This is a genomic window from Paraburkholderia sp. MM6662-R1 (genome assembly GCF_050436245.1).
Lineage (GTDB): Bacteria > Pseudomonadota > Gammaproteobacteria > Burkholderiales > Burkholderiaceae > Paraburkholderia > Paraburkholderia tuberum.
Window position 1 is genome coordinate 837706 of sequence record NZ_JBNDLV010000003.1, and the last position, 20079, is coordinate 857784.

At 60.1% G+C, this 20079-nt stretch carries 14 protein-coding genes, 1 tRNA gene and 6 pseudogenes; 7 read left to right on the top strand and 14 right to left on the bottom strand.

Annotation, left to right across the window (positions count from 1 at the left end):
- Nucleotides 1-56: 56 nt before the first annotated feature.
- A pseudogene (locus tag OKW39_RS26660) lies at nucleotides 57-327 on the bottom strand (DNA-binding protein); the annotation flags it as partial.
- A gap of 167 nt (nucleotides 328-494) precedes the next feature.
- Between OKW39_RS26660 and OKW39_RS26665 the strand changes: the two are divergent.
- The 6 genes and pseudogenes from OKW39_RS26665 (at nucleotide 495) to OKW39_RS26690 (ending at nucleotide 5206) form a co-directional block, all read left to right on the top strand.
- Nucleotides 495-983: a hypothetical protein gene (locus OKW39_RS26665; protein ID WP_429564041.1), complete on the top strand. Its 489-nt coding sequence runs from the start codon at nucleotides 495-497 to the stop codon at nucleotides 981-983.
- Nucleotides 983-1702, top strand: coding sequence for an IS6 family transposase (locus OKW39_RS26670; protein WP_429564270.1), 720 nt, complete (start codon nucleotides 983-985; stop codon nucleotides 1700-1702). The genes OKW39_RS26665 and OKW39_RS26670 overlap by 1 nt, the downstream gene beginning before the upstream one ends.
- A 256-nt stretch (nucleotides 1703-1958) precedes the next feature.
- Nucleotides 1959-2381 (top strand): annotated as a pseudogene (locus OKW39_RS26675) (NUDIX domain-containing protein).
- 831 nt (nucleotides 2382-3212) lie between these two features.
- On the top strand, nucleotides 3213-4229 hold the full coding sequence (locus OKW39_RS26680; protein ID WP_429360653.1) for an SDR family oxidoreductase: 1017 nt from the start codon (nucleotides 3213-3215) through the stop codon (nucleotides 4227-4229).
- 733 nt (nucleotides 4230-4962) lie between these two features.
- Nucleotides 4963-5085, top strand: a pseudogene (locus OKW39_RS26685) (Hsp20 family protein); the annotation flags it as partial.
- A 45-nt stretch (nucleotides 5086-5130) separates the two neighbouring features.
- Nucleotides 5131-5206: transfer RNA gene (locus OKW39_RS26690), tRNA-Lys, on the top strand.
- Between the two features lie 121 nt (nucleotides 5207-5327).
- Here the strand turns inward: OKW39_RS26690 and OKW39_RS26695 are convergent.
- The 4 genes and pseudogenes from OKW39_RS26695 to OKW39_RS26710 form a co-directional block, all read right to left on the bottom strand.
- A complete protein-coding gene (locus OKW39_RS26695; RefSeq protein WP_429564042.1) occupies nucleotides 5328-6359 on the bottom strand; it encodes a glycosyltransferase family 4 protein in 1032 nt (343 codons plus the stop codon).
- A gap of 108 nt (nucleotides 6360-6467) precedes the next feature.
- Nucleotides 6468-6656, bottom strand: a complete 189-nt coding sequence (locus tag OKW39_RS26700; RefSeq protein ID WP_429359539.1) for a CsbD family protein — start codon at nucleotides 6654-6656, stop codon at nucleotides 6468-6470.
- A 505-nt stretch (nucleotides 6657-7161) separates the two neighbouring features.
- A pseudogene (locus OKW39_RS26705) lies at nucleotides 7162-7239 on the bottom strand (hypothetical protein); the annotation flags it as partial.
- Between the two features lie 202 nt (nucleotides 7240-7441).
- A pseudogene (locus tag OKW39_RS26710) lies at nucleotides 7442-7687 on the bottom strand (DUF4158 domain-containing protein); the annotation flags it as partial.
- Between the two features lie 161 nt (nucleotides 7688-7848).
- Between OKW39_RS26710 and OKW39_RS26715 the strand changes: the two are divergent.
- Nucleotides 7849-9225, top strand: coding sequence for an IS4 family transposase (locus OKW39_RS26715; protein ID WP_429564043.1), 1377 nt, complete (start codon nucleotides 7849-7851; stop codon nucleotides 9223-9225).
- A 36-nt stretch (nucleotides 9226-9261) separates the two neighbouring features.
- On the opposite strand, the gene maiA is transcribed toward OKW39_RS26715, so the two are convergent.
- From maiA to OKW39_RS26760, 9 genes and pseudogenes are all read right to left on the bottom strand, one after another.
- A complete protein-coding gene (maiA, locus tag OKW39_RS26720; RefSeq protein ID WP_429359537.1) occupies nucleotides 9262-9909 on the bottom strand; it encodes a maleylacetoacetate isomerase in 648 nt (215 codons plus the stop codon).
- Between the two features lie 8 nt (nucleotides 9910-9917).
- Nucleotides 9918-10877, bottom strand: a complete 960-nt coding sequence (locus OKW39_RS26725) for an MBL fold metallo-hydrolase (RefSeq protein ID WP_429561751.1) — start codon at nucleotides 10875-10877, stop codon at nucleotides 9918-9920.
- 73 nt (nucleotides 10878-10950) lie between these two features.
- A complete protein-coding gene (locus tag OKW39_RS26730; RefSeq protein ID WP_429359533.1) occupies nucleotides 10951-12348 on the bottom strand; it encodes an MmgE/PrpD family protein in 1398 nt (465 codons plus the stop codon).
- Nucleotides 12349-12351: 3 nt separating this feature from the next.
- Nucleotides 12352-12612 carry a DUF2783 domain-containing protein gene (locus tag OKW39_RS26735; protein ID WP_429359531.1) on the bottom strand — a complete coding sequence of 87 codons (261 nt, stop codon included), beginning with the start codon at nucleotides 12610-12612 and terminating at the stop codon, nucleotides 12352-12354.
- A 10-nt stretch (nucleotides 12613-12622) separates the two neighbouring features.
- Nucleotides 12623-14287 carry an FAD-dependent oxidoreductase gene (locus OKW39_RS26740; RefSeq protein WP_429561750.1) on the bottom strand — a complete coding sequence of 555 codons (1665 nt, stop codon included), beginning with the start codon at nucleotides 14285-14287 and terminating at the stop codon, nucleotides 12623-12625.
- 98 nt (nucleotides 14288-14385) lie between these two features.
- Nucleotides 14386-16081: pseudogene (locus OKW39_RS26745) on the bottom strand (MFS transporter).
- 195 nt (nucleotides 16082-16276) lie between these two features.
- Nucleotides 16277-17596, bottom strand: a complete 1320-nt coding sequence (fahA, locus tag OKW39_RS26750) for a fumarylacetoacetase (protein WP_429561748.1) — start codon at nucleotides 17594-17596, stop codon at nucleotides 16277-16279.
- A 2-nt stretch (nucleotides 17597-17598) separates the two neighbouring features.
- Nucleotides 17599-18237, bottom strand: a complete 639-nt coding sequence (locus tag OKW39_RS26755; protein WP_429561747.1) for a VOC family protein — start codon at nucleotides 18235-18237, stop codon at nucleotides 17599-17601.
- Between the two features lie 21 nt (nucleotides 18238-18258).
- Complete coding sequence (locus OKW39_RS26760) at nucleotides 18259-20046, bottom strand: FAD-dependent monooxygenase (RefSeq protein ID WP_429561746.1); 1788 nt, start codon at nucleotides 20044-20046, stop codon at nucleotides 18259-18261.
- Between the last annotated feature and the right edge of the window lie 33 nt (nucleotides 20047-20079).

The window sequence follows — 20079 nt, forward strand, 5'->3', positions numbered from 1 at the left end:
CCCCCGGACCATGTCTATAAGATTCAGATAACACGACAAGTAGTCTGACGCCGGGGGGCCGCCGCGAGATCGGCGGGCAGGTCCGGATGCCCGATGCGTACGCGGGTTTTCTGGCGCGTTCGGTCCAGAATCCGCCGAGCACGTGCGCGGGCCGCTCATGCTGCCCCGCTTCACCAGCAGGTAAAGCCGGTTCGCGGTCGGCGTGATTGCGAACCGGAAGAACAGCAGCGCGCAGACCTCGCGGGCAGCTCGCGTCTTTGGGAAGCCGACCTTCAGGCGGTCGATCTCGGCGGTGAGCCGGGTTTCGTCAGGGACGACGTTGGACACCGGAGCGGTTTGCGCGGATATTGATTAGCAATGCAACGTAATTCGCGTCATATCCGACGCATCCGTCGACGTATTTAACACTAATCCTACAATGTTGAAATGATGCGGCACAGATGCGACAACCATCGCTTGACATCCCGAAACTAAGACCCGCCGCGCTCTCGACCATGAAAACGACCCTGATCGTACCGCGTCCGCTTGATGCGGTCGAATTGCCGGCCGAACTCGATGGACGACACGGCACCAACCGCGCGAACGGCCGCATGCAGATCACAGCAGTCGACGATCTCAATGTGATACGCGCATGGCTCGCACGCGTGGTCGACACAAAAACCACCTTCGAGAACTACCGCAAGGAAGCCGGGCGGCTGTTGCCGTGGGCGATCGTCCAGCTGGGCAAACCGCTATCGTCGCTTACGCACGAGGATCTGCTTCAACTAATGGAATGGACGCTCTCTCCGATCAAATGGTGTTACGACACCGACCACTTTGGCACATTGATGCCGTTTCGGGTGGGGGCGTCCATTCCATTAGTTGAAGGCGTCACCACTTCGACGCCGGGCGCCGGGAATGACGTCTATCGCCTGAGCGGTTCTGGTGCAAACAGAGAATGTGATCGGTTAGAGTGCTGCTTCCCCGATCTCATGATTCGATAATGAGCAAGCTTAAAAACATGGGCGATCTGTTCTCAGGCCGTCACTTCAACCGCGATGTGATCATTCAGTGCGTGCGCTGGTATCTACGCTACAAGCTCAGCCTGCGTGATCTCGTCGAGATGATGGCCGAGCGCGGCCTGTCGCTCGCCCACACAACGATCCTGCGTTGGGTGAAGCGTTACACGCCGGAGTTCGTCAAGCGCTGGAACCGTTTCGGCACGCCTGCTGGAACGTCGTGGCGCGTCGACGAAACGTACCTGAGAGTCCGCGGTAAATGGGTCTATCTTTATCGGGCAGTAGATCGGGCGGGTCAGACGGTTGACTTCCTGCTCAGGGCGAAACGCGACGTGAACGCGGCCAAAGCCTTTTTCAACAAGGCAATCAAACATCAGGGGCGGCCGCCGCAAACCATTACACTCGATGGCTATGCCGCCTCACACCGTGCTGTGCGCGAGATGAAGGCCGACGGCGTGATGCCAGAGGGCACGAAGGTTCGATCTTCGAAATATCTCAACAATCTGATCGAACAGGACCATCGCCACATCAAGTCCCTGACCGATGCCATGCTCGGCTTCAAGCGTTTCAGGAATGCCGCGATCACTCTGGCCGGCATTGAGTTGATGCATGGCATTAGCAAAGGCCAATTCAATCTCGCAAAGCTCGGCCTCAAAGATGCCACTGTACTCACCGTATGGAATGCGGTCCTGTCTTATCGATAAGGTATCCTTTTTATCGAGACCTTCTCGTCCAGACAGCCTATTTGCACCAGAACCGTTTTCATGTCGTTTTCGTGCCAGCAAAATCATTTCGATTTTTCAGCTTACAACCATTTGCGAGATGCAACCGCCCAGGTTTTCTGTCATTTTTGAACCGCTAAGTGCGGAAGTCCCTGGTGGGCTATTCTGCACGTTGAAAACATTAAGCTGGTTCAGAATCGGCTCTATACACGGAAGCATCACCTCTAGACTGAAGAGCATGAAAGATCGATCCACAATCGTATGCGTACGAGACAGCAAGGTGCTTCTGGTCGCCCGCGCGCGCTCACGGTGGTCGCTGCCCGGCGGTACGATAAAGTAGTCCGAATCGCCGCTGGAAGCGGCTCGACGCGAACTGGAAGAGGAAACGAACCTCGTTGAGACGAGGTTGACGTACCTGTTCCAGTTTGGCGGCCTGAACAAACGGCATCATGTTTTTTCCGTCGACCTCGCGCGGGACGCGTCGCCTGAGCCCGGCAACGAAAACTCAGAGTGTCACTGGTTCAGCCCGATCAAGGTAGCAACCTTGTCGGCCAGCATACCCACTCGCGCGATCGTTGATCTCTTTCTCCGATTTGAAAATCGTCGCAAGAATCCGTCCGCAATCGTCATTGAACAGGATTCGCAGGTTTGCGTGGACTGAGAGTAACCACCCCATGACACGTACATATGAACACCACGGGTTCACCCTCGAGGTGGGCGTCGAATCGGACTTTAGCTGGCCGCGGATCGCCAGTTCCGCCAACCGAGCGGGCTTTGTGGCCACGGTAAGGATTCTCCAGGCAGGCACGGCTGTCGCGTAATTTTCGCCGCTGCGCTTCGGTGACACCGGGGGCCGGCCGTTCGACACGGAGGCCGCCGCCATTATGGGAGGTTATAGTGCTGCGCGAAAAATCGTCGATGATCTTTTCAGCCAGCAGCCTCACTAATGCCTGCTCTAAACCTCTTGCGAGAAGGATAACGCGCGCTCGCCTTCACACACGGCCTGTGATGAATCTATGGTGTTCGATGCATGTAGTAAGCGTGACCGTCCGCTACATGCAGAGCCTAGGCCATTTGCTCCGAGTCCGCGAAAGTCTCTTGATGGCCGTACCGCGTCCGAGGACTAAGCGTGCCGGTTCACCCCGTGAACGGACGCAGACTATCACCGTAGTCACGCTGGATCGGCCGCCAGGCGGCCTCTTCGTCTCTGTACTTGGCTTCTCTCCAATGGAACGCCCCGCGCCAGGTGTCGAGAGTGGACCTTAACGGACCCAACGCCCCGCCGCAGAAGATTAAATCCACCGGGTCGGCCCCCACCAGCGCGCGCTGGAGCGTCCATTCGTTGGAGGCAGGTTCTCAATGCATAAGCGCGCACGCCCCCTATTCCGATCGGGAACTCTGTTTGCTGGTTTCAACTGCAGTCGCCCGGCGTTCAGGAGCCTGCGAGTCAGTATCGAAACTCCTGCAAGGTAACCGTAAACAGGAATCCACCATGCCTTCCGACAACACCCTCTCGCCGTCGCGCCGCAAGCTGATGCAGGGCGCCACCGCGGGTCTGATGACCGCGGTGGCCGGCCATGCTTTGGCGCAGTCCGACACCGCAAATGCAACCGGCACCGCGGGCACCACCACACTGACCGATCCGCGCGAACTCTATCCGCATCCGCCGTTTCCGGCACAGGAGCAACCGTGGCCGGGGCTCGCCGGACGCATGACGCCACGCCCGGATCACGGCGAGACGAGCTATCGCGGAACCGGCCGTCTTAATGGGCGACGCGCATTGATTACCGGCGGCGATTCGGGCATCGGCCGCGCGGCAGCAATCGCTTTTGCGCGTGAAGGCGCCGACGTGGCCATTGTCTATTTGCCCGCGGAAGAGCCGGACGCACGCGAAGTATTGCAGATCATCCGTTCAGCCGGACGCAAAGCCGTCGCATTGCCGGGCGACATTCGCAGTGAGTCGTTCTGCCAGTCTCTGGTCAGCAGCGCCGTGCAGGAGCTTGGAGGTCTGGACATCCTCGTGAATAACGCCGGGCGCCAGCAGAGTCACGATTCCATTCTTGACATCACGACCGAGCAATTCGACTGGACGTTGCGTACGAATCTCTATGCGATGTTCTGGATCACCAAGGCCGCGATTGCGCATATGCCGCCTGGCGCGGCCATCATCAATACGAGTTCTGTCAATGCCTACGAACCTTCCGCGAATCTGCTCGACTACGCGATGACCAAGGCGGCCATTGCGAATTTCACGAAGGGGCTGGCCAAGCAAATGATCAAGCGAGGCATTCGTGTCAACGCCGTGGCGCCCGGGCCATTCTGGACCGCGCTGCAAGTCACTGGCGGGCAGACTTCCGAGAATGTGCAGAAGTTCGGCCAGCAGGTGCCGATGGGGCGTCCCGGCCAGCCTGCCGAAATCGCACCGCTTTATGTGCAACTCGCTTCGGCCCAGGCGAGCTATGTGACGGGCCAGGTGTTCGGTGCATCGGGCGGTGCGGGCAACCCTTGATCTGAACGACCGAAAGTGGCCCGAGCCCGGTCCGATAGCAGACTTCGATAAGAGGGCTAGAGGGCTGAACACAGCCCTTTGCGGTCGGCGGCACCCGTAGGGGCGGTGTCAGAAACCAACGCCGACACCAACACCCACACCACCGCCGAAGCTTCCGCCGCCAACGCCCACGCCGATGCTGGTACTAGGCGCGTAATAGCCGGGGCCATATCCATACGGAGGATAGCTGGAATCGTACGGCTGGGTGGCAACGCATCCCGCGACGCCAGCCGCTAAGGCCAATATGCCGAAAAGCCTCATCATGATCGGTCTCCCGTGCATGAATTAGGCAGCAAGATTTGGTCCCTTGTGCGCGCCGAATCGGCTGCTCCTTGTCGCAGGGATCTTCTTTGCGAAAGCGTTATAGAACTATGAAATCCTATGGTCAAAAAACGTAAGCTTTTGCGCGAGGTGAATGCTTCGAGGAGGTGCAGTTGCCAGGCACGGATATCTTCGGGCCCCAGCGTTGCTGGGGAGCAAGGAACAGCTTCACGACAGGCCGCATACCTGCATCGCACGTAATGTGCAACGCAGGTAAGGCAACAGGATCGTAGGGTCGGGCGCGCCACCTTTCCCGAGGAGGATGTCAGTCACGACCTGGTCGTTGCAGGGTGAGGCCGCAGGAGGGTCAAGCAGGATGGTCGTATAGTCCCCCGCCGCGTACTTTCCGTTGCCCTTCTGAACGGTACCACCGATCCAGATGCCGGAAAACGCCGATCCCGACCATGCCCTGGCAAAGTTCGATGGCGTGCTCACGTTGACCGTGCCGAAATCGGAGCCATCGCGATCCGCGACCCGCACGATCGATATCGGCTAGAGGCAGGCAAGTCGTGCCGGGTGGCAGATCGATATCGGGCGCACCGGGCCGTTAGCTCAGCTGGTAGAGCCGCGGACTTTTAATCCGTTGGTCACTGGTTCGAATCCAGTACGGCCCACCAGACGGCTGGCGGTCCGTCTGCGTCTCGTCCAGCGCAAAGACCGTCGAGTTCCGCCGCCCCAGCCAGAGAAGAAGGCCTCCGGTCCGCCGGCTGATGCAGAAGCCATGGAACCGTCTGCCAGTCAGGGGATCCGGGCAAGCGTTTTATAGATATTCACGTATTCCCACGCCATGCGCCGCGACGTGAAACGGGCGACGAACTGCGCCCGGATCTGCTTGCGGGAAAGAGAACCGAGTCGCGTCAGCGCTTCGACCGCGCTCTGGACACCGTCGACGACGTAGCCCGTCACACCCTCTGTTATCACCTCCGGCACGGATCCCCGGTTGAACGCGACCACCGGCGTCCCGCATGCCATCGCCTCGATCATCGCCAGGCCAAACGGCTCGGCCCAGTCGATCGGAAACAGCAGGGCGCGCGCGCCCGCCAGAAAAGCCGCCTTCTGCGTTTCGTCAATTTCGCCGACGAATTCAACGTGCGGCTGCGACAGCAGGGGCGCGATCGCGTTTCTAAAATACGTTTCGTCCGCCCGGTCCACCTTCGCGGCAATCCTCAGGCGTTGCTTCGCCTTTGCCGCGATCTCGATGGCCAGATCAACCCGTTTTTCCGGGCAGATCCGGCCCAGAAATGCCAGATAGTCCGGCCCGGTCTGCGGCTGCGGCTCCAGCAGGTATTCCGGCAGACCGTGATAGATCGTGCCGAGCCAGTTGGCCCGCGGTAGCTGGCGGCGTTGCGAAGTCGAAATCGACACGACGGGGGCATAGGGGAACGCGTCGAACAGCGGCTGCAACTCCGGCAGGTCCAGACGACCATGGAGGGTGGATAAAAACGGTACGGCAAGTTGCGAAAACGTCGGGAACGGGAGATAGCTGAGGTGAAAATGCAGCACGTCAAAGCGGGAAGCCACGCACCGGACCTTTTCGAGCAGCAGCAGGTGCGGGGCCAGGGTGTCGATGATGGACGGATCGAGGCGCATTGCGCGCGGCCACGCCGCTTCGAGATGCGCCCGCGTGCGCGAGTCGCCGCTGGCGAACAGGGTCACGTCGTGTCCCTGTTCGACCAGCGCCTCGGTCAGATACGACACCACGCGCTCGGTGCCGCCATACAGTTGCGGCGGAACGGCTTCATGCAGTGGCGCAATCTGCGCGATCCGCATTCGTTGTCTCCATGTCTGCCGCGCAAAGTTACCATTCACCCGCTGCGAGTCGCAGCCCGCAGCGGGCACGTCGCGTTGTTCTTCTGCGCGCGTTCGTCACGCCGATCGTTAAACCGGCTTTTTCGTCGAGTCCTTGACCGCTTCCCTGACATCCCCGGCCGTCTTGCGCGCTTCGCCGGCTGTCTGCTGCACGTCGCCTTTGACCTCCTGCTTTGTGTTGCCGGTCACCTTGCCAACCGTCTCGTTGACCTTCCCCTTGACCTTCTCCGTCGTACCTTTGACCTGATCCTTGTTCATATAAGCCTCCAATGACCAATGTCCGACGCTGGATGTCCCTTCCGGGGCCGACTGCCTGCGGGGGCAGCTCCAGTGGCATCGAGCAAGGCACGTGCCGGAGTTCCGTAGTTCTGAGGAACGCGATTAGGTGTAGCGGCCCGATAACATCCGACGCAGGAACCGATTACATCGGGTTTTGCGGGACCACATTCGCTGAGAATATCGGCCACGCGTGGAACCACATTGCGTGAGAAGGGGCCCCACATTCTGTGATAACAGCCCGATAACATCGGCCAGGAACCACATTAAGCGAGAATGCCCGGAGCGGCTCAGCCAAGGTGGGTGTCAACGTCAGCTAACGACCCGTTGCCGTCGTTCAAGTCGATGCGGTGGCTACGACTGTTCCTGGAGTCCAACGGTCACTCGTTCACCCGGATTGTCCTGCCGCGTGTCGGCCTTCCCCGCCGTTCGTGCATTGAAGTGTTCGAAGCGCTGGCAGAGTTAGCGCTGCGCGGAATCACGCGGGTCAATTAGTCCGTGGCGGCGATGATCGCGCGAGCCTGCAATGCGGACGACGGGAGCGGTCGGCCAGAGCGTTCTCGCCGTGCGTCTTGTGGCGTACAAGCCATTTGTGCCCGCTCTGACGCTGATGTTAAAGCGCTGGCATAACTCGCTGAAGGGCAACGCCTGTGCGGCGGCCAGATAAACGAACTCATATCTCTAAGGCTCATGGTGTCTTTTACGTTCGAGGGCATGGAGGAATCCGGCGTTCGATTACACAAAAGTGTCAACCGTGTCCCCATAAGTGGGCGCAGGTTCAGCGCCGCCTGCAGTTCGAGGAGGTGTTCGCGGCGCGTCTGGTCGCGCCGCGCGTATTCCTTCCAGAGCGCAGGATCAATGTCGAGCTCCCCGGCAACGTACTGCAGCAGCGCGAGTGGAGGCTCGACACCAGCGGTCAGGGTGATGCCCGGATAGCGCATACAGCAGAACTGGACGGGAAATCCCAGACGGTTAGCCGCCCCACGATGCTGGCCGGTCAGCGACAGCTCAGCTTCGCTGAAAGTGCACCTCTAGTCCGAATGGCACTTACTTAAGCCTACATGGAGGAGAAGACGCGGGTAAGTGCTTGAAGAGAAAGGGAGGGGGCTGATCCAGGGATTGATACGATGGTTGTTACCAGGCAAACACCGTCTCATTCCAAAGATCAGCCCCCATGGATCGTAATGCACGAAGTCATCACAGGCAAACACGAAGCAGGGTTCAAAGCCGGGCGTGCAGGGCCCAGGCGGTAGACTACTTCAACATATTGACGAGCCCGGGGCTGTTGGGCATAACGGAAGCGTATTTGCCAGAACATCGGGAACGGCTGTATCCGCCGACGGTGACACTGTCGATGTTCATGCGCCAGGCGCTGGAAGAGGACGCCTCCTGTCAGAAGGCAGTCAACGGGTGGGCGGCGCAGCGAGCTGCCGACGGGCTGCGGCCCATGAGTGTGCGTACGGGAGGCTACTGCCGCGCTCGCCAGAGACTGCCGCTGACGATGGTGCGGGAGTTGGCGCGCGAGACGGGGCGCCAACTGCATGAGCAGGCCGAGCCTGCCTGGAAGTGGCGCGGGCGCCCGGTCAAGCTGGTTGACGGCACCGGGAACTCGATGCCCGATACGCCGTCGAACCAGGCCCGTTTCCCGCAGTCCAGTGCTCAGGCCGAAGGAGTGGGCTTTCCATTGGCCTATCTGGTTGCGGTGATCTGTCTGGCAAGCGGCGCAGTACTGGAGTCGGCGGTCGGAACTTACGCGGGCAAAGGCAGCGGGGAGCTGACGGCGTTTCGCATGCTGCAAGGCACGTTTCGCAAAGGTGACGTGATCGTCGCCGATGCCTTGTACTGCCACTACTTTCTGATGGCCTCAATGATCGCCGCCGGGGTGGACGTCGTGATGGAACAGCATGGGGCACGCCGCACCGACTTTCGGCGAGGCCGGTCCCTGGGCACGCGCGATCACATTGTGACGTGGCCCAAACCCCGGCAGCGTCCCGACTGGATGACGCATGAGCAGTACCAGGCCTTCCCCGATGAACTGATGGTGCGCGAGTCCAGGCTGCATCACCGGGTGCTGGTCACCACGATGCTTGATGCACGCAAGACCAGCAAACAGGACCTCTCGCAGTTGTACGCCAGGCGCTGGAACGTGGAACTGGATCTACGTAACATCAAGACGACGATGGGCATGGATGTGCTGCATTGCCAGACTGCCCACATGAACGAAAAGGAGATCTGGGTCCATCTGCTGGCCTACAACGTGATTCGGCTGCTGATGGCTCAGGCCGCCAGTCACCATGCCACTGACCCGAGAACACTGAGTTTCAAACACACGGTGCAGTTATGGACTGAATGGCTGGCCAGAGGTCTGACGGCAACTCACAACCAGAGTCTCCTGTTCAACCTGATCACGCAGTCTTGCGTTGGGAGTCGCCCCGGTCGCATCGAACCACGAATGCGCAAACGAAGACCGAAGTCCTACCCATGGCTGAAAGAGCCTCGTCACATCGCACGTGAGCGCGTCCAAAAATATGGGCACGCTCCACGGGCTTAAGTAAGTGCCATTCCCTCTAGTCCGCCAATCTCGATTTCACGCCGCATCGGGCTGGCGATCCGGCGCCGCCTGGGCAAACGCTTCAAGTTGCAACGCGTTCGCATTGATTCGGGCGAGCGTCGGATAGCGATTCACATCGATCGAGAAACGCTGCGCATTGAACACCTGGGGCACGAGGCACAGGTCGGCCAACGTCGGGGCATCGCCATGGCAGAAAGTACCCGTACGCGCATCACTGGCGAGCCGTGCCTCAAGGGAACTGAAGCCCACCTCCACCCAGTGGCGGTACCACGTGCTCTTGGTTTCCTCGTTCAGACCAAGGCTCTCGGTCAGATACTTGAGTACACGCAGGTTGTTCAGCGGATGAATCTCCGACGCAATCTGCAGCGCCAACGACCGCACATACGCTCGGTTAGCCGGTTCGCGCGGCAGCAGCGGTGGCGTAGGATGAGTTTCCTCGAGGTATTCGATGATCGCGAGCGACTGCGGAATCGGCGCTCCCGCATCGTCAAGCAGCGTAGGCACCAGCTGGTCGGGGTTGATTTCCCTATATGCCGGCGCGAGCTGTTCACCGCCGTTGCGCACCAGATGCACCGGCAGGTACTTGTACGGGATCCCCTTGAGGTTCAGCGCAATCCGCACGCGATAGGACGCCGAACTCCGGAAGTAGCTATAGAGCTTCATGTCCGCTCTTAGCCCTGAAGCTGATCCCACATTTCCCTGTCTCGTTCAGCCGTCCAGATACGTGGATGGCTGATACCGCTGGCCTCGTCGTAGGCTCGCGACACGTCGAAGGGCAGGCAGTGCTCGTAGATGAAAACATGCCCGAACTTCGGGTCCATGACCTTGCGCGTGTGCGCCATTGCACCCTTCAGATCGAGCTTCTGCGCGACCGCATCACGACCACTCTGACGCAGAGTGGTCACGAAGTCCTTCGTATAGTTGAGCCCTTGCTCGATATCTTCGCGTGTCACCAGTGCCGGTCCACGGCCCGGCACGAGCTTTTCCGCACCGAGAGCACGCAGCGCTTCGAGCGTCGCCGGCCACTCGGCCAACTGAGCGTCACCGCAGTAGCAGGCCACCCCGTATTCGACCAGATCACCGGAGAACAGCACCTTCTGCGACGGCAGCCAGACCACCGTGTCGCCCTTGGTATGGCCCGCGCCGGGATGTGCGATCTTGACTTCAAGCTTGCCGAGAAAAAGCGTGATTTCCTTTTCGAAAACAAGCGTTGGCCAGGTCAGCCCAGGCACCGTCTCCACATCTGCGAACAACCTCGGGAAGCGTTCGATCTCCGACTTCATGTCCGCTTCGCCGCGCTCTACGATCAGCTCATAGGTACCGCGGCTGGCGATGATCTCCTGGGCCCCTTCCTTAAAGTAGGCCGACGCGCCCAGGACGCGCACGGCGTGATAGTGCGACAGCACCACATACTTGATCGGCTTGTCCGTCACCGACCGGATTTTTGCGATCAGTTGCTGTGCCATTGCGGGCGTACCGGTTGTGTCGATGATCAATACACCATCATCACCGATGATCACGCCCGAATTCGGATCGCCCTCGGCGGTGTACGCATAAGCGTTCTCCGACAGTTGCGTCCATGTAATTTCTTTGACTTCCAGGTCCCCTTGGGATGCGAATGCCTTTGCCATGCCAACTCTCCGTGTTCTGTAACGGATATCTAAGATGGGAAACAGCTGTTTTGTGCTAGCGCGGACCCCGAGGTCATGCGCCGCCGCGCTCCACCTGCATATGAGACAGGATGGCGTGCGCGTCGTCCTGCTCCTGGATAGTGTTCACGATCTGCACAAGCTGGTCAGCCTGCTGACCTGAGACCGGTTTAGCCGCATACTGCAGACAGTCCGTGAAACGCGCCAGATGGGCTTGCTCGGGCAGAGCGTTGCCTGGAAAACCCGGAGCAATATCGAGCGCCAGCTTCAGCCGACGGCCGTCGGCCGCTTCGACGTGAAGCTCGACTGCCGTATGGTGAAGCGCCTGCATGGTCTCATCGGAAATCACGTCGACCCGACCGGTGAATGCAAGTACCTCGGGATCGCGGATGCTCGACTCGACGAAGTGCTCGAGTCGCGATGCGCCCCGAACCAACGCATTAGCGACGCAGTATTTCGCACTGAACTGCGCGTTCACGCGAGGGTTCTCGCCTATTACGAAATCATGGCCAACAAGGCGGAACGCATACGGCGGCAGTCTGACCTCAATGCGACCGACGTTACCCGGTCCGATATCGAGTTCCTTGCGTGCGCGCAGCGCCAGCTCGGTCACCCCCTGCGTCAGGCCGCAACTGGGGTATTTTTTGAATACGGTGCTCATTACCTGCCACTGTTCTCCGAGTCCCTCGACAAACTCGTCGGCCTTGCGAAGCCCTCGGGCAAATTGGTGCGCATATCCGTAGACACCCGACAGGAAGCGGCCCGGTCCGGTGATACCGCGTTGCGCGAGCTGCGCGCACGTGACCCCGGTCTCGGCCACCCACCCCTGAATCAGTCGCACCGCGAGTGAGCCGTCGATATTGCTCTGGAAGCTGCCCGCTGCCCGGTTGAACGCCAAGGCCAGTGAGTGCAGGGTTTGCTGACGGTCCAGGCCGAGTATCCTCGCCACCGCTGCGGTCGCGCCGAAGACCCCGGCCACGCCCGTCGGATCGGCGCCATCGTAATCCGCCTCTGCCAGATTCATCCGGGAGGCAATCTCCGCCCCGATGAGCAGCGCGGATAGGAAGTCCCGGCCCGAGCAACCGCCGGCGAGCTCCACCGCGGCCAGTGCCGCGGGAATGAGCGAGGAACCGATATGCAACCCGGGCGCCATCGCATCGCAAAAGTCCAATGCCCGACACATGACGCCGTTTACCAACGCGGCACCGCTGGCTGATACGGAATCGCCATGAATGAACACTGTGGCACCGCCTGATCTGTCACGTTCCCTGACGAAGTCCAAAATCGCTGCGCAACCGTCCTCGGAGGCACCCGCGATCGCCGTGCCCAGGGTCGTCAAAAGCATGTTGCGCACGACTGCGAGTGCCTCTTCCGGTGCATGCGAGGCATCAAACCCATGCACAAAATCCGTCAGACGCCATTCAGCCTGCATCAAATCATTGGATCCGCTCATGGATCAACGCTCCGCGGAAGGTCCGAGGTTGCCGGTGGTCTCCACTTTTCCCCTCGCGATACCAAGCGCCTCGCGCAGCACCGATAAATCACCGATGTGGTTGGCCAGCAGCAGGATCAGCCGCGCGTTGAGCGTTGAACTCTGCTCATCGGTGAGGTCACGATGAGCATCGATGAGCGCCTCGTAAAAATCGTCGCCCGGAACGAACGAATAGAAATAGCGTTTGCCGGGTTCAGCAAAATTGGGCTGTGTAGTCAGTGCCATTCTGAGTCCTTCAATCGTTGCACGTCGCGCGGGCAATCGCACTCCGTACCTTCATCGGGTCAAGCTCGCGCCAGCGTGCCGCGACATGCTGGTCGGGCCGCACAAGATAGACGCTCCCGGGAGCGAGATCGTATCGCTCGCGGACGCGCCCCTTGACGTCGATGAGCGTGGGAATGCCGCCAGGGGCGCTGCCACCTTCCGCCACCACAACTGCCTCGACCGGAATCGGCGCGTCCGAAAGTTCGGCGAGCGCCTGAACAGTCGCCGCATCGAGCGCTGATGCGTCCTTCGTGAAAAGGAGTAGCGCGAAGCGGTCACCGAAGGCACCGAGCAGCCATGATTGACCGCCACCGGTCACCGGCGCATCGGCCATCGGCGCCCCCGGCACCATGTTGCCGGCGAACGTCGACGCATCCGGCGTGTTAAGACTCGAGTCGATCAGGATGGTGGGCACCGAGAGACGGCCAGAGTCCACCAGCGCCCGTGCAAAAGGCTGCTCCCCGGCCAGCCCCAGTAGAGCATCACGGAACGTTTTGCTGATGTTGCTTTTCGGGGTAATGAAATCCGTCGAGCGCGTCGAGTTCCTGATGTTGTCGTCAGCAGCCAGCCCGCGCTCTTCCGTGTAGGTGTCGAGCAGCGCCGACGGCGCCTTGCCTTCCATAACGAGCCTGAGCTTCCATACCAGGTTGTCGGCGTCCTGTATGCCCGAATTGGCACCCCGCCCGCCAAAAGGAGAAACCTGATGCGCGGAATCGCCGACAAAAAGCACGCGACCATGGTTGAAGCTGCCCATGCGCCGGCACTGGAACGTGTAGATGCTCACCCATTCGAGCTCGAACTCGCGGTCGTCGCCCAGCATCGCTTTGATGCGCGGGATCACATTCTCTGGCTTCTTTTCCTCTTCGGGGTCGGCCTGCCAGCCAAGCTGGAAGTCGATCCGCCAGACGTTGTCGGCCTGACGGTGTACGAGCGCCGACTGATTACGGTGAAACGGCGGATTGAACCAGAACCACCGCTCCGTGGGGTAGTCGGCGTTCATGACCACATCGGCAATCAGGAACCGATCCTTGAAGATTTTCCCGTCGATGTCCAACCCAAGAAGGGTGCGGATCGGGCTGCGCGCGCCGTCCGCAGCGACGAGCCACTCCGTATCCAAGGTGTAGTCACCCGCAGGGGTCCTGACCTGAAGCGTCACCTCATGACCCTGCGGCATAACGCCGATGACCTCGTTCTTGAAACGGATCTCGAGATTCGGTAACTCGCGAGCGCGTCGAAGCAGAAACTCTTCGAGGTAGTACTGCTGAAGGTTAATCATGCCGGGCCGATGATGGTCGGGCTCCGGGCTGAGATTGAAGTTAAAAACTTCCGTCTCGTCAAAGAATGTACGGCCGACGTTCCAGGACACGCCCTTTTGCATCATCGGCCCACTGCAGCCGAGTCGGTCGAAGATCTCGAGCGTGCGTTTGGCGTACGCCACCCCGCGTGAGCCGAGTGAAACAGTATCGTCGTTGTCCAGGAGAAGCACCGGCGTCCCCTGGGCGGCCAGGTCAATAGCGGTAGTGAGACCAACCGGGCCGGCGCCGACCACGACCACCGGGTAGCGCCCATGGGGAACGCCATTGAGCTCAGGCGGGCGCACAAATTCGAATTTCTCGTACTGATAGGTACTATGCACTGTCAATGTCTCCAGATTACAACCTTGCGTAACCGCGCCGCCAAGTCCACGCCATGCAACGCCGACCCGGCGCCCGCCCGCCACGCCAACCCCTCGTGTCACGTCTCGTGCTTCAGTCTTCCCGTGCGTGTCGCCAGCATGAACGCCACGACAAGGATTGCGCCGATCAGGGCGGCCACCCTGGGATAGGCCAATCCTGCATACATGTTCCCGTTCGCCGCGACGATCGCGAAAGCCGCTGCAGGAAGAAATCCTCCAGTCCAGCCGAAGCCGATGTGGTAGCTCACGGAAAGCGCGGGTGAAGCGAATCCTGGCTGGAAACAGTTCAGTCATGGCCGCTGCTAAAGGTGCGTAGGTCATGGCTGCAAAAGTGGCAAGGGCGACCAGCAGCAGGAAGACCATTGGCCGGTTCACACCGTGCGGCGGGGCCTTCTGCGGGTATCCGGCGGAGTCCAGCGCACCGCGCAGCGAGGCGGCGAAAGCTTTAGCCTTGACTGGGGCGTCCGTCCCGCTGCCGTCGTAAGAAGCGACGACCTTATCGCCCACCCTGATGATTGCACCGGCACCCGCGCTCGCTGTCTCATTCGTGTAGCTGATGCCGGCGCGGACAAGCGCACTCTTTGCGAGATCGCAGGACGTATGGAACTTCGACGTTCCGAGTGCATTGAATTGCGTCGAGCATTCGTGCGGATCGGCCACGACCACGACGGGCGCCGTCTCAATGGCGCGTTCCAGCGCCGGATTGGCAAAATGCGTCAGGCCGCGGTAGATCGCCGGATAACAAAGGACAACCAGAATGAACCCTGCGCAGATTACTGTCTTACGCTCGATCTTGTCGGACAGCACGCCGAAAGCGAGAAAGATCGGAACCGCCATGACGAGCGAAAACATTGAAAGCAGATTGGCCGTTGCGGGCTCAACGCGCAACACCTCGGTCAGGAAAAATGGCGTGTAGAAAAATGCGCTGTAAAAAGTCACCGCCGCGCCGGGTCCAAGAGCGAACAGCGAACAGATCATTGCGACGATGTTGCGACGACCGGTGAACGCTTCCCTGAGCGGCGCGCGCGAGACCTGGTGTTCGTTGCGCAGGCGTTCGAATTCAGGTGATTCGCCCATGCGGGTACGCATCCACAACGACAACGCCAGCAAAACCAGCGATAGCACGAACGGCACACGCCAGGCCCATTCAAGAAAAGCCGCCCCGCCGAATGTAGAACGCGTGCCCTGCACGACCAGCTGAGAGAGAATCAGACCGGCGATCGGTGCAATCTGGAGCCACGACGTATAGAAGGCGCGCCGGTTTGCCGGAACGTGTTCCGCGACATAGACCATCGCCCCTCCATTTTCGCCGCCCAACGCAAACCCCTGAACAAGCCGCAGCCCGACGAACATAATGGGGGCGAGAACGCCGACGGTTGCATATGTCGGCAGCAGACCGATTAGCACGGTCGCCAGTCCCATCAGCGCGACCGTCACGACGAAAACCTGTTTTCGACCGAGCCGGTCGCCTATGCTGCCGAAGACCATCGCGCCAAGCGGCCTGACGAGAAAGCCTGCCGCAAATCCGAGCAACGTAAAGATCAGCGACAGCGCGGGATTGACACCGGAAAAAAACTGCTTGGCAATCACGGCAGCCATTGTGCCGACGAGGAACAAATCGTACGCCTCGAAGCACGATCCAAGCGATGCAGCAACCACAATCTGGTAAAGGCTCGCGCCCGAGCGCTTTCCTGCGGAATGTTCAGGCAATGCTGTGCCTGCCGCGAGGCTCGCGGCGGTTTGATCGGATTTCATTGTGTCTCCTCCATCCGGACGATGGTGGACCGGCTTTGGACCAAACCCTTTGGGCATGTCACTGGGTTGCCTTGTCCTTTACCGATCCGGGTGATTCCTGGGTAGCCGCTTATCTCTTACGGACAATGCGGTTCATGTTTTCCTACCAGCTGCGGGCCAAGGCCACAGCCGCTCCTTACATCATCACGTCACCCGTCACGGCCGGCGCGCGGGAAGCACCGTCGCGCGGCACTCTCCGAACCCGATGCGACGATACCCGTCTCGTTCGCACCATCCGCGCATGATGACTGTGTCGCCGTCCTCCAGGAACGTGCGGGTTTCTCCACTCGGCAACGTGAACGGATGCTTGCCGCCTTCCGTGAGTTCAAGAAGACAGGCGCGCGAAGCCGGATCGGGGCCTGAGAGAGTCCCGCTGCCGAGCAGGTCGCCTGGGCAAAGATTCGTCCCGTTCGATGTCTGATGTGCAATCAGTTGTGACATTGCCCAATAAGCGTCCGGATAACGCGAGACGGACAAACTCGCCGGAGGTGCGCCGCTGGTTCGCATCTGCGCTGACTGCAACAGGGTCTCGACCCGAATATCAATCGAACCGCGTGTCGCCAGCTCGGAGCTCCAAAGGTGCGGCATTGGCGCCGGATCACCTTCAGGACGAGAGAAGCCGGTGCGGTACGGCTCGAGCGCCTCGAGCGTCACGATCCATGGCGACAGGCTCGTGAAAAAGCTTTTCGCAAGGAACGGCCCCAGCGGCTGGTATTCCCATGACTGAATGTCGCGCGCGGACCAGTCGTTCAACAGGCAAACGCCGAATACATGCGCGTCAGCATTCTGGATGTCAATGGCCGTGCCGAGTTCGTTTCCTTGTCCGATGAGTACACCGAGCTCGGCTTCGTAATCAAGTCGCCGGCTGGGCGCAAACTCCGGCTCGGCGCTGCTCGGGTCCTTCAGTTGACCGATTGGCCGGCGGAAATCCTGTCCCGACACACGAATCGAAGACGTACGGCCGTGATAGCCTACCGGCAGCCAGCGATAGTTTGGCAAGATCGGATTGTCGGGCCGGAACAGACGGCCGACGTTTGTTGCATGGCTGAGCGATGAGTAAAAGTCGGAAAAGTTCTCGATGCGCGCCGGAAGAGCGTATTCAGCGTCCGCCTGCGGAACGAGGCATTCGGAAACCTCCTTCCGCTGAGGACAGTCCTCAGATAGCAGGAACGACACAGCCGAGCGCACAGCGCTTCGCTTGTCGGACGGTAGCGCCATGTAATCGTTGAGCGGCGCACGTGCAGCCGAGTGCGCTGCCTCACGCGCTTCTGCCGGAAAAAGATTCCTTGCCAGAACAGCGCCTACATCGAGGATCTGATCGCCGATCGCGATGCCGCCGCGGAAATTTTCATTTCCCGAAGCCCGCCGGAATACGCCGTGGGGAAGGTTCTGAACCGGAAAATCCGTCGCGCCGTCATTGGCTGAGCGGACCCAGCTCTTCCGTGAAGCGTCATGGGTGTGATTGGAACGGGTCATGTTTAATTATTTCCTTCCGCAGAGGTCTCGTAGCGCTTGCGCTTGATCTGTCCGATCAACTCAATCATGGCGGCGGAGACGTCCCGACCTTCGGCTTGCGCCGCTGCTTTCGCGGCGAGCCAATGATCAAGATCTTCCTGCGCCTGGGTAGTGTGCTGGTTCCATGCAGGATCGATCGGCGTCGTCAACTCAAGCCGATATCCGTTCGGGTCCCGGAAATAGATGCTCTGAATAATGCCTTTGTGATCGACAGGGCCAAGTACATCTACGCCCTCGCTGACCAACCATTCCTTCCAGCGCATGAGCTCGGCCGTATCGCTCACCTCAAGCGCGATGTGGTCGAAGACATCGTAGGCGGGATGCGACGGAGACGAGGGCAAAGGCAAATCGGTGCATTCGAAGAACGCCATCGTTGACCCGTCCGCCATCCGGAAGAAGATATGGAAATAGGGAAAGGCATCACCCGTGGACGGCACGTGATCATCCATGATCGTGCTCGCGAGTTCCATTCCGAGGATGCGGCCGTAAAAGTCGGCAGTGGCCCCTACGTCATGCGTGACGCGTGCATAGTGATTGAGCATATTCGGCCGCAGTCCCAGCTCGGAGGCCGAGCGGCGCGATTCTAGTGTGGAAGTTTGCATATCGATTCCTATCTGTCGTAGTTAGACCAGCACGGGGGCGCGATCGATGACTTGTGCCAGCACGTCCGTCAGGCACTGCGCGAGATCGACACCTACTGGAGCAGTTGTACAGCGCCACGCGACGTGCTGATCCGGGCGCAGCAGGACTGCGCCGTCATCCTCGATTTCGCGTACGTTGCGCCATTCGCCCGAAGGATCGCTTACCTGTGCGTCGTCGGCGATGACTATCACCTCGACGGGCATACCAAGCCTGTCAGTGGTCTCCTTTGCCGCCGTTTCCCAGACGTCCGGCCGGCCGGTAATAAGCACAAAGCGATCAGCCCGTGCGAGATCAAGGCTGGAAATTCTCTGCGAACCGCGCGCGAGCCACGCGTGCGCGATGCGATGGCCGGGGCGCGTGGTCGGAACGAAGCGTTGGCCCAGCGGGTCGCGGGCCGGAGGCGACGTGTTGTCGCTGACGAGCGCACCCCTGTCGTACCGGATGCCGATTTCGAGGTCATGCGCCTGATATTCTGTCCGGTGCACCTTCATCAGTTCGTTGAATCGGGCACGTCGTGCCTCTGCGTCGTCGCCCTCGGCGAGCAAGGCCTTGAAGTTTGCCTCGCTGCCCTGCGGATCGCCCGGCACGATTCCGATGGCTGCATTCGTCACCTGATAATTTCCGAACGTGAACAGTGCCCAGTGGACGTTGCGCTCGGCGACCGGGCGACGTTCGCTCTCATAGCTATCAAGCAACCCGGCTCCGGCCCGGCCCCGAATCACGGCAGCCAGTTTCCATGCCAGATTCTGTGCGTCGTGCACGGCGGAGTTCAGGCCAAGCCCCGTCGTGGGCGTATGTCTATGTGCGGCATCGCCTGCCAGAAAGACGCGGCCAAACCGATAGCGATCAGCCAGCACACCCTGCACGATCCACTTGCCGACGCTGAGCACGCTAACGTCGAGATCAGGAATCTTCAACAATGCGCGGATGCGAGGCACGAGCGTAGCCGCCTCGTAATTTTCGCCGCTGCCGGGCTTGAAACTGAAATGGAACATCCATTCTTCCGAGTGACGGTCGAACCGCGTCGGGCCCAACTTACCCAGCACGCCGCTACCCCATGCTTTAGTGTCGCCTTCGGGATTCGCAAACCAGAACGTGCTGACGTTGTCGTCGTCGATATAAGCCGACAGATCTGCCGCGAAATAGACGGTTACCATCTCCAGCAGTTCGGGCGTACCTTCAAGACGCGCACCGACGCACGGACCGACCGTTTTACCACCGTCGGCAGCGACGACGTATTGAGCGCGAACCTGATAGGTTTCGTCAGCGATACGGTCACGCACGGTCGCGATGACCTCGGTCTCGCTTTGCTCGATCGACAGCAACTCGTGACCGAAGCGCATCTGCGCACCACCCCTCTGCTCCGAATGCGCCTTGAGCAGCGGCTCAAGGCGCACTTGCGGATAAACGGTGCTCTGGCATGGACTATCTTTCTGATACGTAAACCCCAGGGAACCGCCGCCCCAGGCTTCGAGTTCGTAAAGCGTCTTGCGGTCCCAAGGGCGATCGCCGCCCAGACTCGTGCACCAGCGCATCTTGCTGACGTATTCGATCGGCAATGAGCGCGCGTAGATTGCGTCGGCAAGGCCGTATTGACGAAACACCTCCATCGTGCGCTGATTCAGGTACCGCGCCTTCGGCATCGGCGACTGCTGCGGGTGCCTCTCGATCAACAGCGATTCAACGCCAAGGTTGGCCAAAAAAATAGATGTGCTCAGCCCGCAACCGCCGCCACCGACGATCAGTACCGGTACATTGACTTGTTTCAAGATTGTTCTCCTCATCTTCAGAAGCTTGCGCAG

Coding starts and splice junctions, on each gene's coding strand:
- OKW39_RS26665 (WP_429564041.1), top strand. CDS start 495: ATGAAAACGACCCTGATCGTACCGCGTCCGCTTGATGCGGTCGAATTG.
- OKW39_RS26670 (WP_429564270.1), top strand. CDS start 983: ATGAGCAAGCTTAAAAACATGGGCGATCTGTTCTCAGGCCGTCACTTC.
- OKW39_RS26680 (WP_429360653.1), top strand. CDS start 3,213: ATGCCTTCCGACAACACCCTCTCGCCGTCGCGCCGCAAGCTGATGCAG.
- OKW39_RS26695 (WP_429564042.1), bottom strand. CDS start 6,359: ATGCGGATCGCGCAGATTGCGCCACTGCATGAAGCCGTTCCGCCGCAA.
- OKW39_RS26700 (WP_429359539.1), bottom strand. CDS start 6,656: ATGAACAAGGATCAGGTCAAAGGTACGACGGAGAAGGTCAAGGGGAAG.
- OKW39_RS26715 (WP_429564043.1), top strand. CDS start 7,849: ATGGATCGTAATGCACGAAGTCATCACAGGCAAACACGAAGCAGGGTT.
- maiA (WP_429359537.1), bottom strand. CDS start 9,909: ATGAAGCTCTATAGCTACTTCCGGAGTTCGGCGTCCTATCGCGTGCGG.
- OKW39_RS26725 (WP_429561751.1), bottom strand. CDS start 10,877: ATGGCAAAGGCATTCGCATCCCAAGGGGACCTGGAAGTCAAAGAAATT.
- OKW39_RS26730 (WP_429359533.1), bottom strand. CDS start 12,348: ATGAGCGGATCCAATGATTTGATGCAGGCTGAATGGCGTCTGACGGAT.
- OKW39_RS26735 (WP_429359531.1), bottom strand. CDS start 12,612: ATGGCACTGACTACACAGCCCAATTTTGCTGAACCCGGCAAACGCTAT.
- fahA (WP_429561748.1), bottom strand. CDS start 17,596: ATGACCCGTTCCAATCACACCCATGACGCTTCACGGAAGAGCTGGGTC.
- OKW39_RS26755 (WP_429561747.1), bottom strand. CDS start 18,237: ATGCAAACTTCCACACTAGAATCGCGCCGCTCGGCCTCCGAGCTGGGA.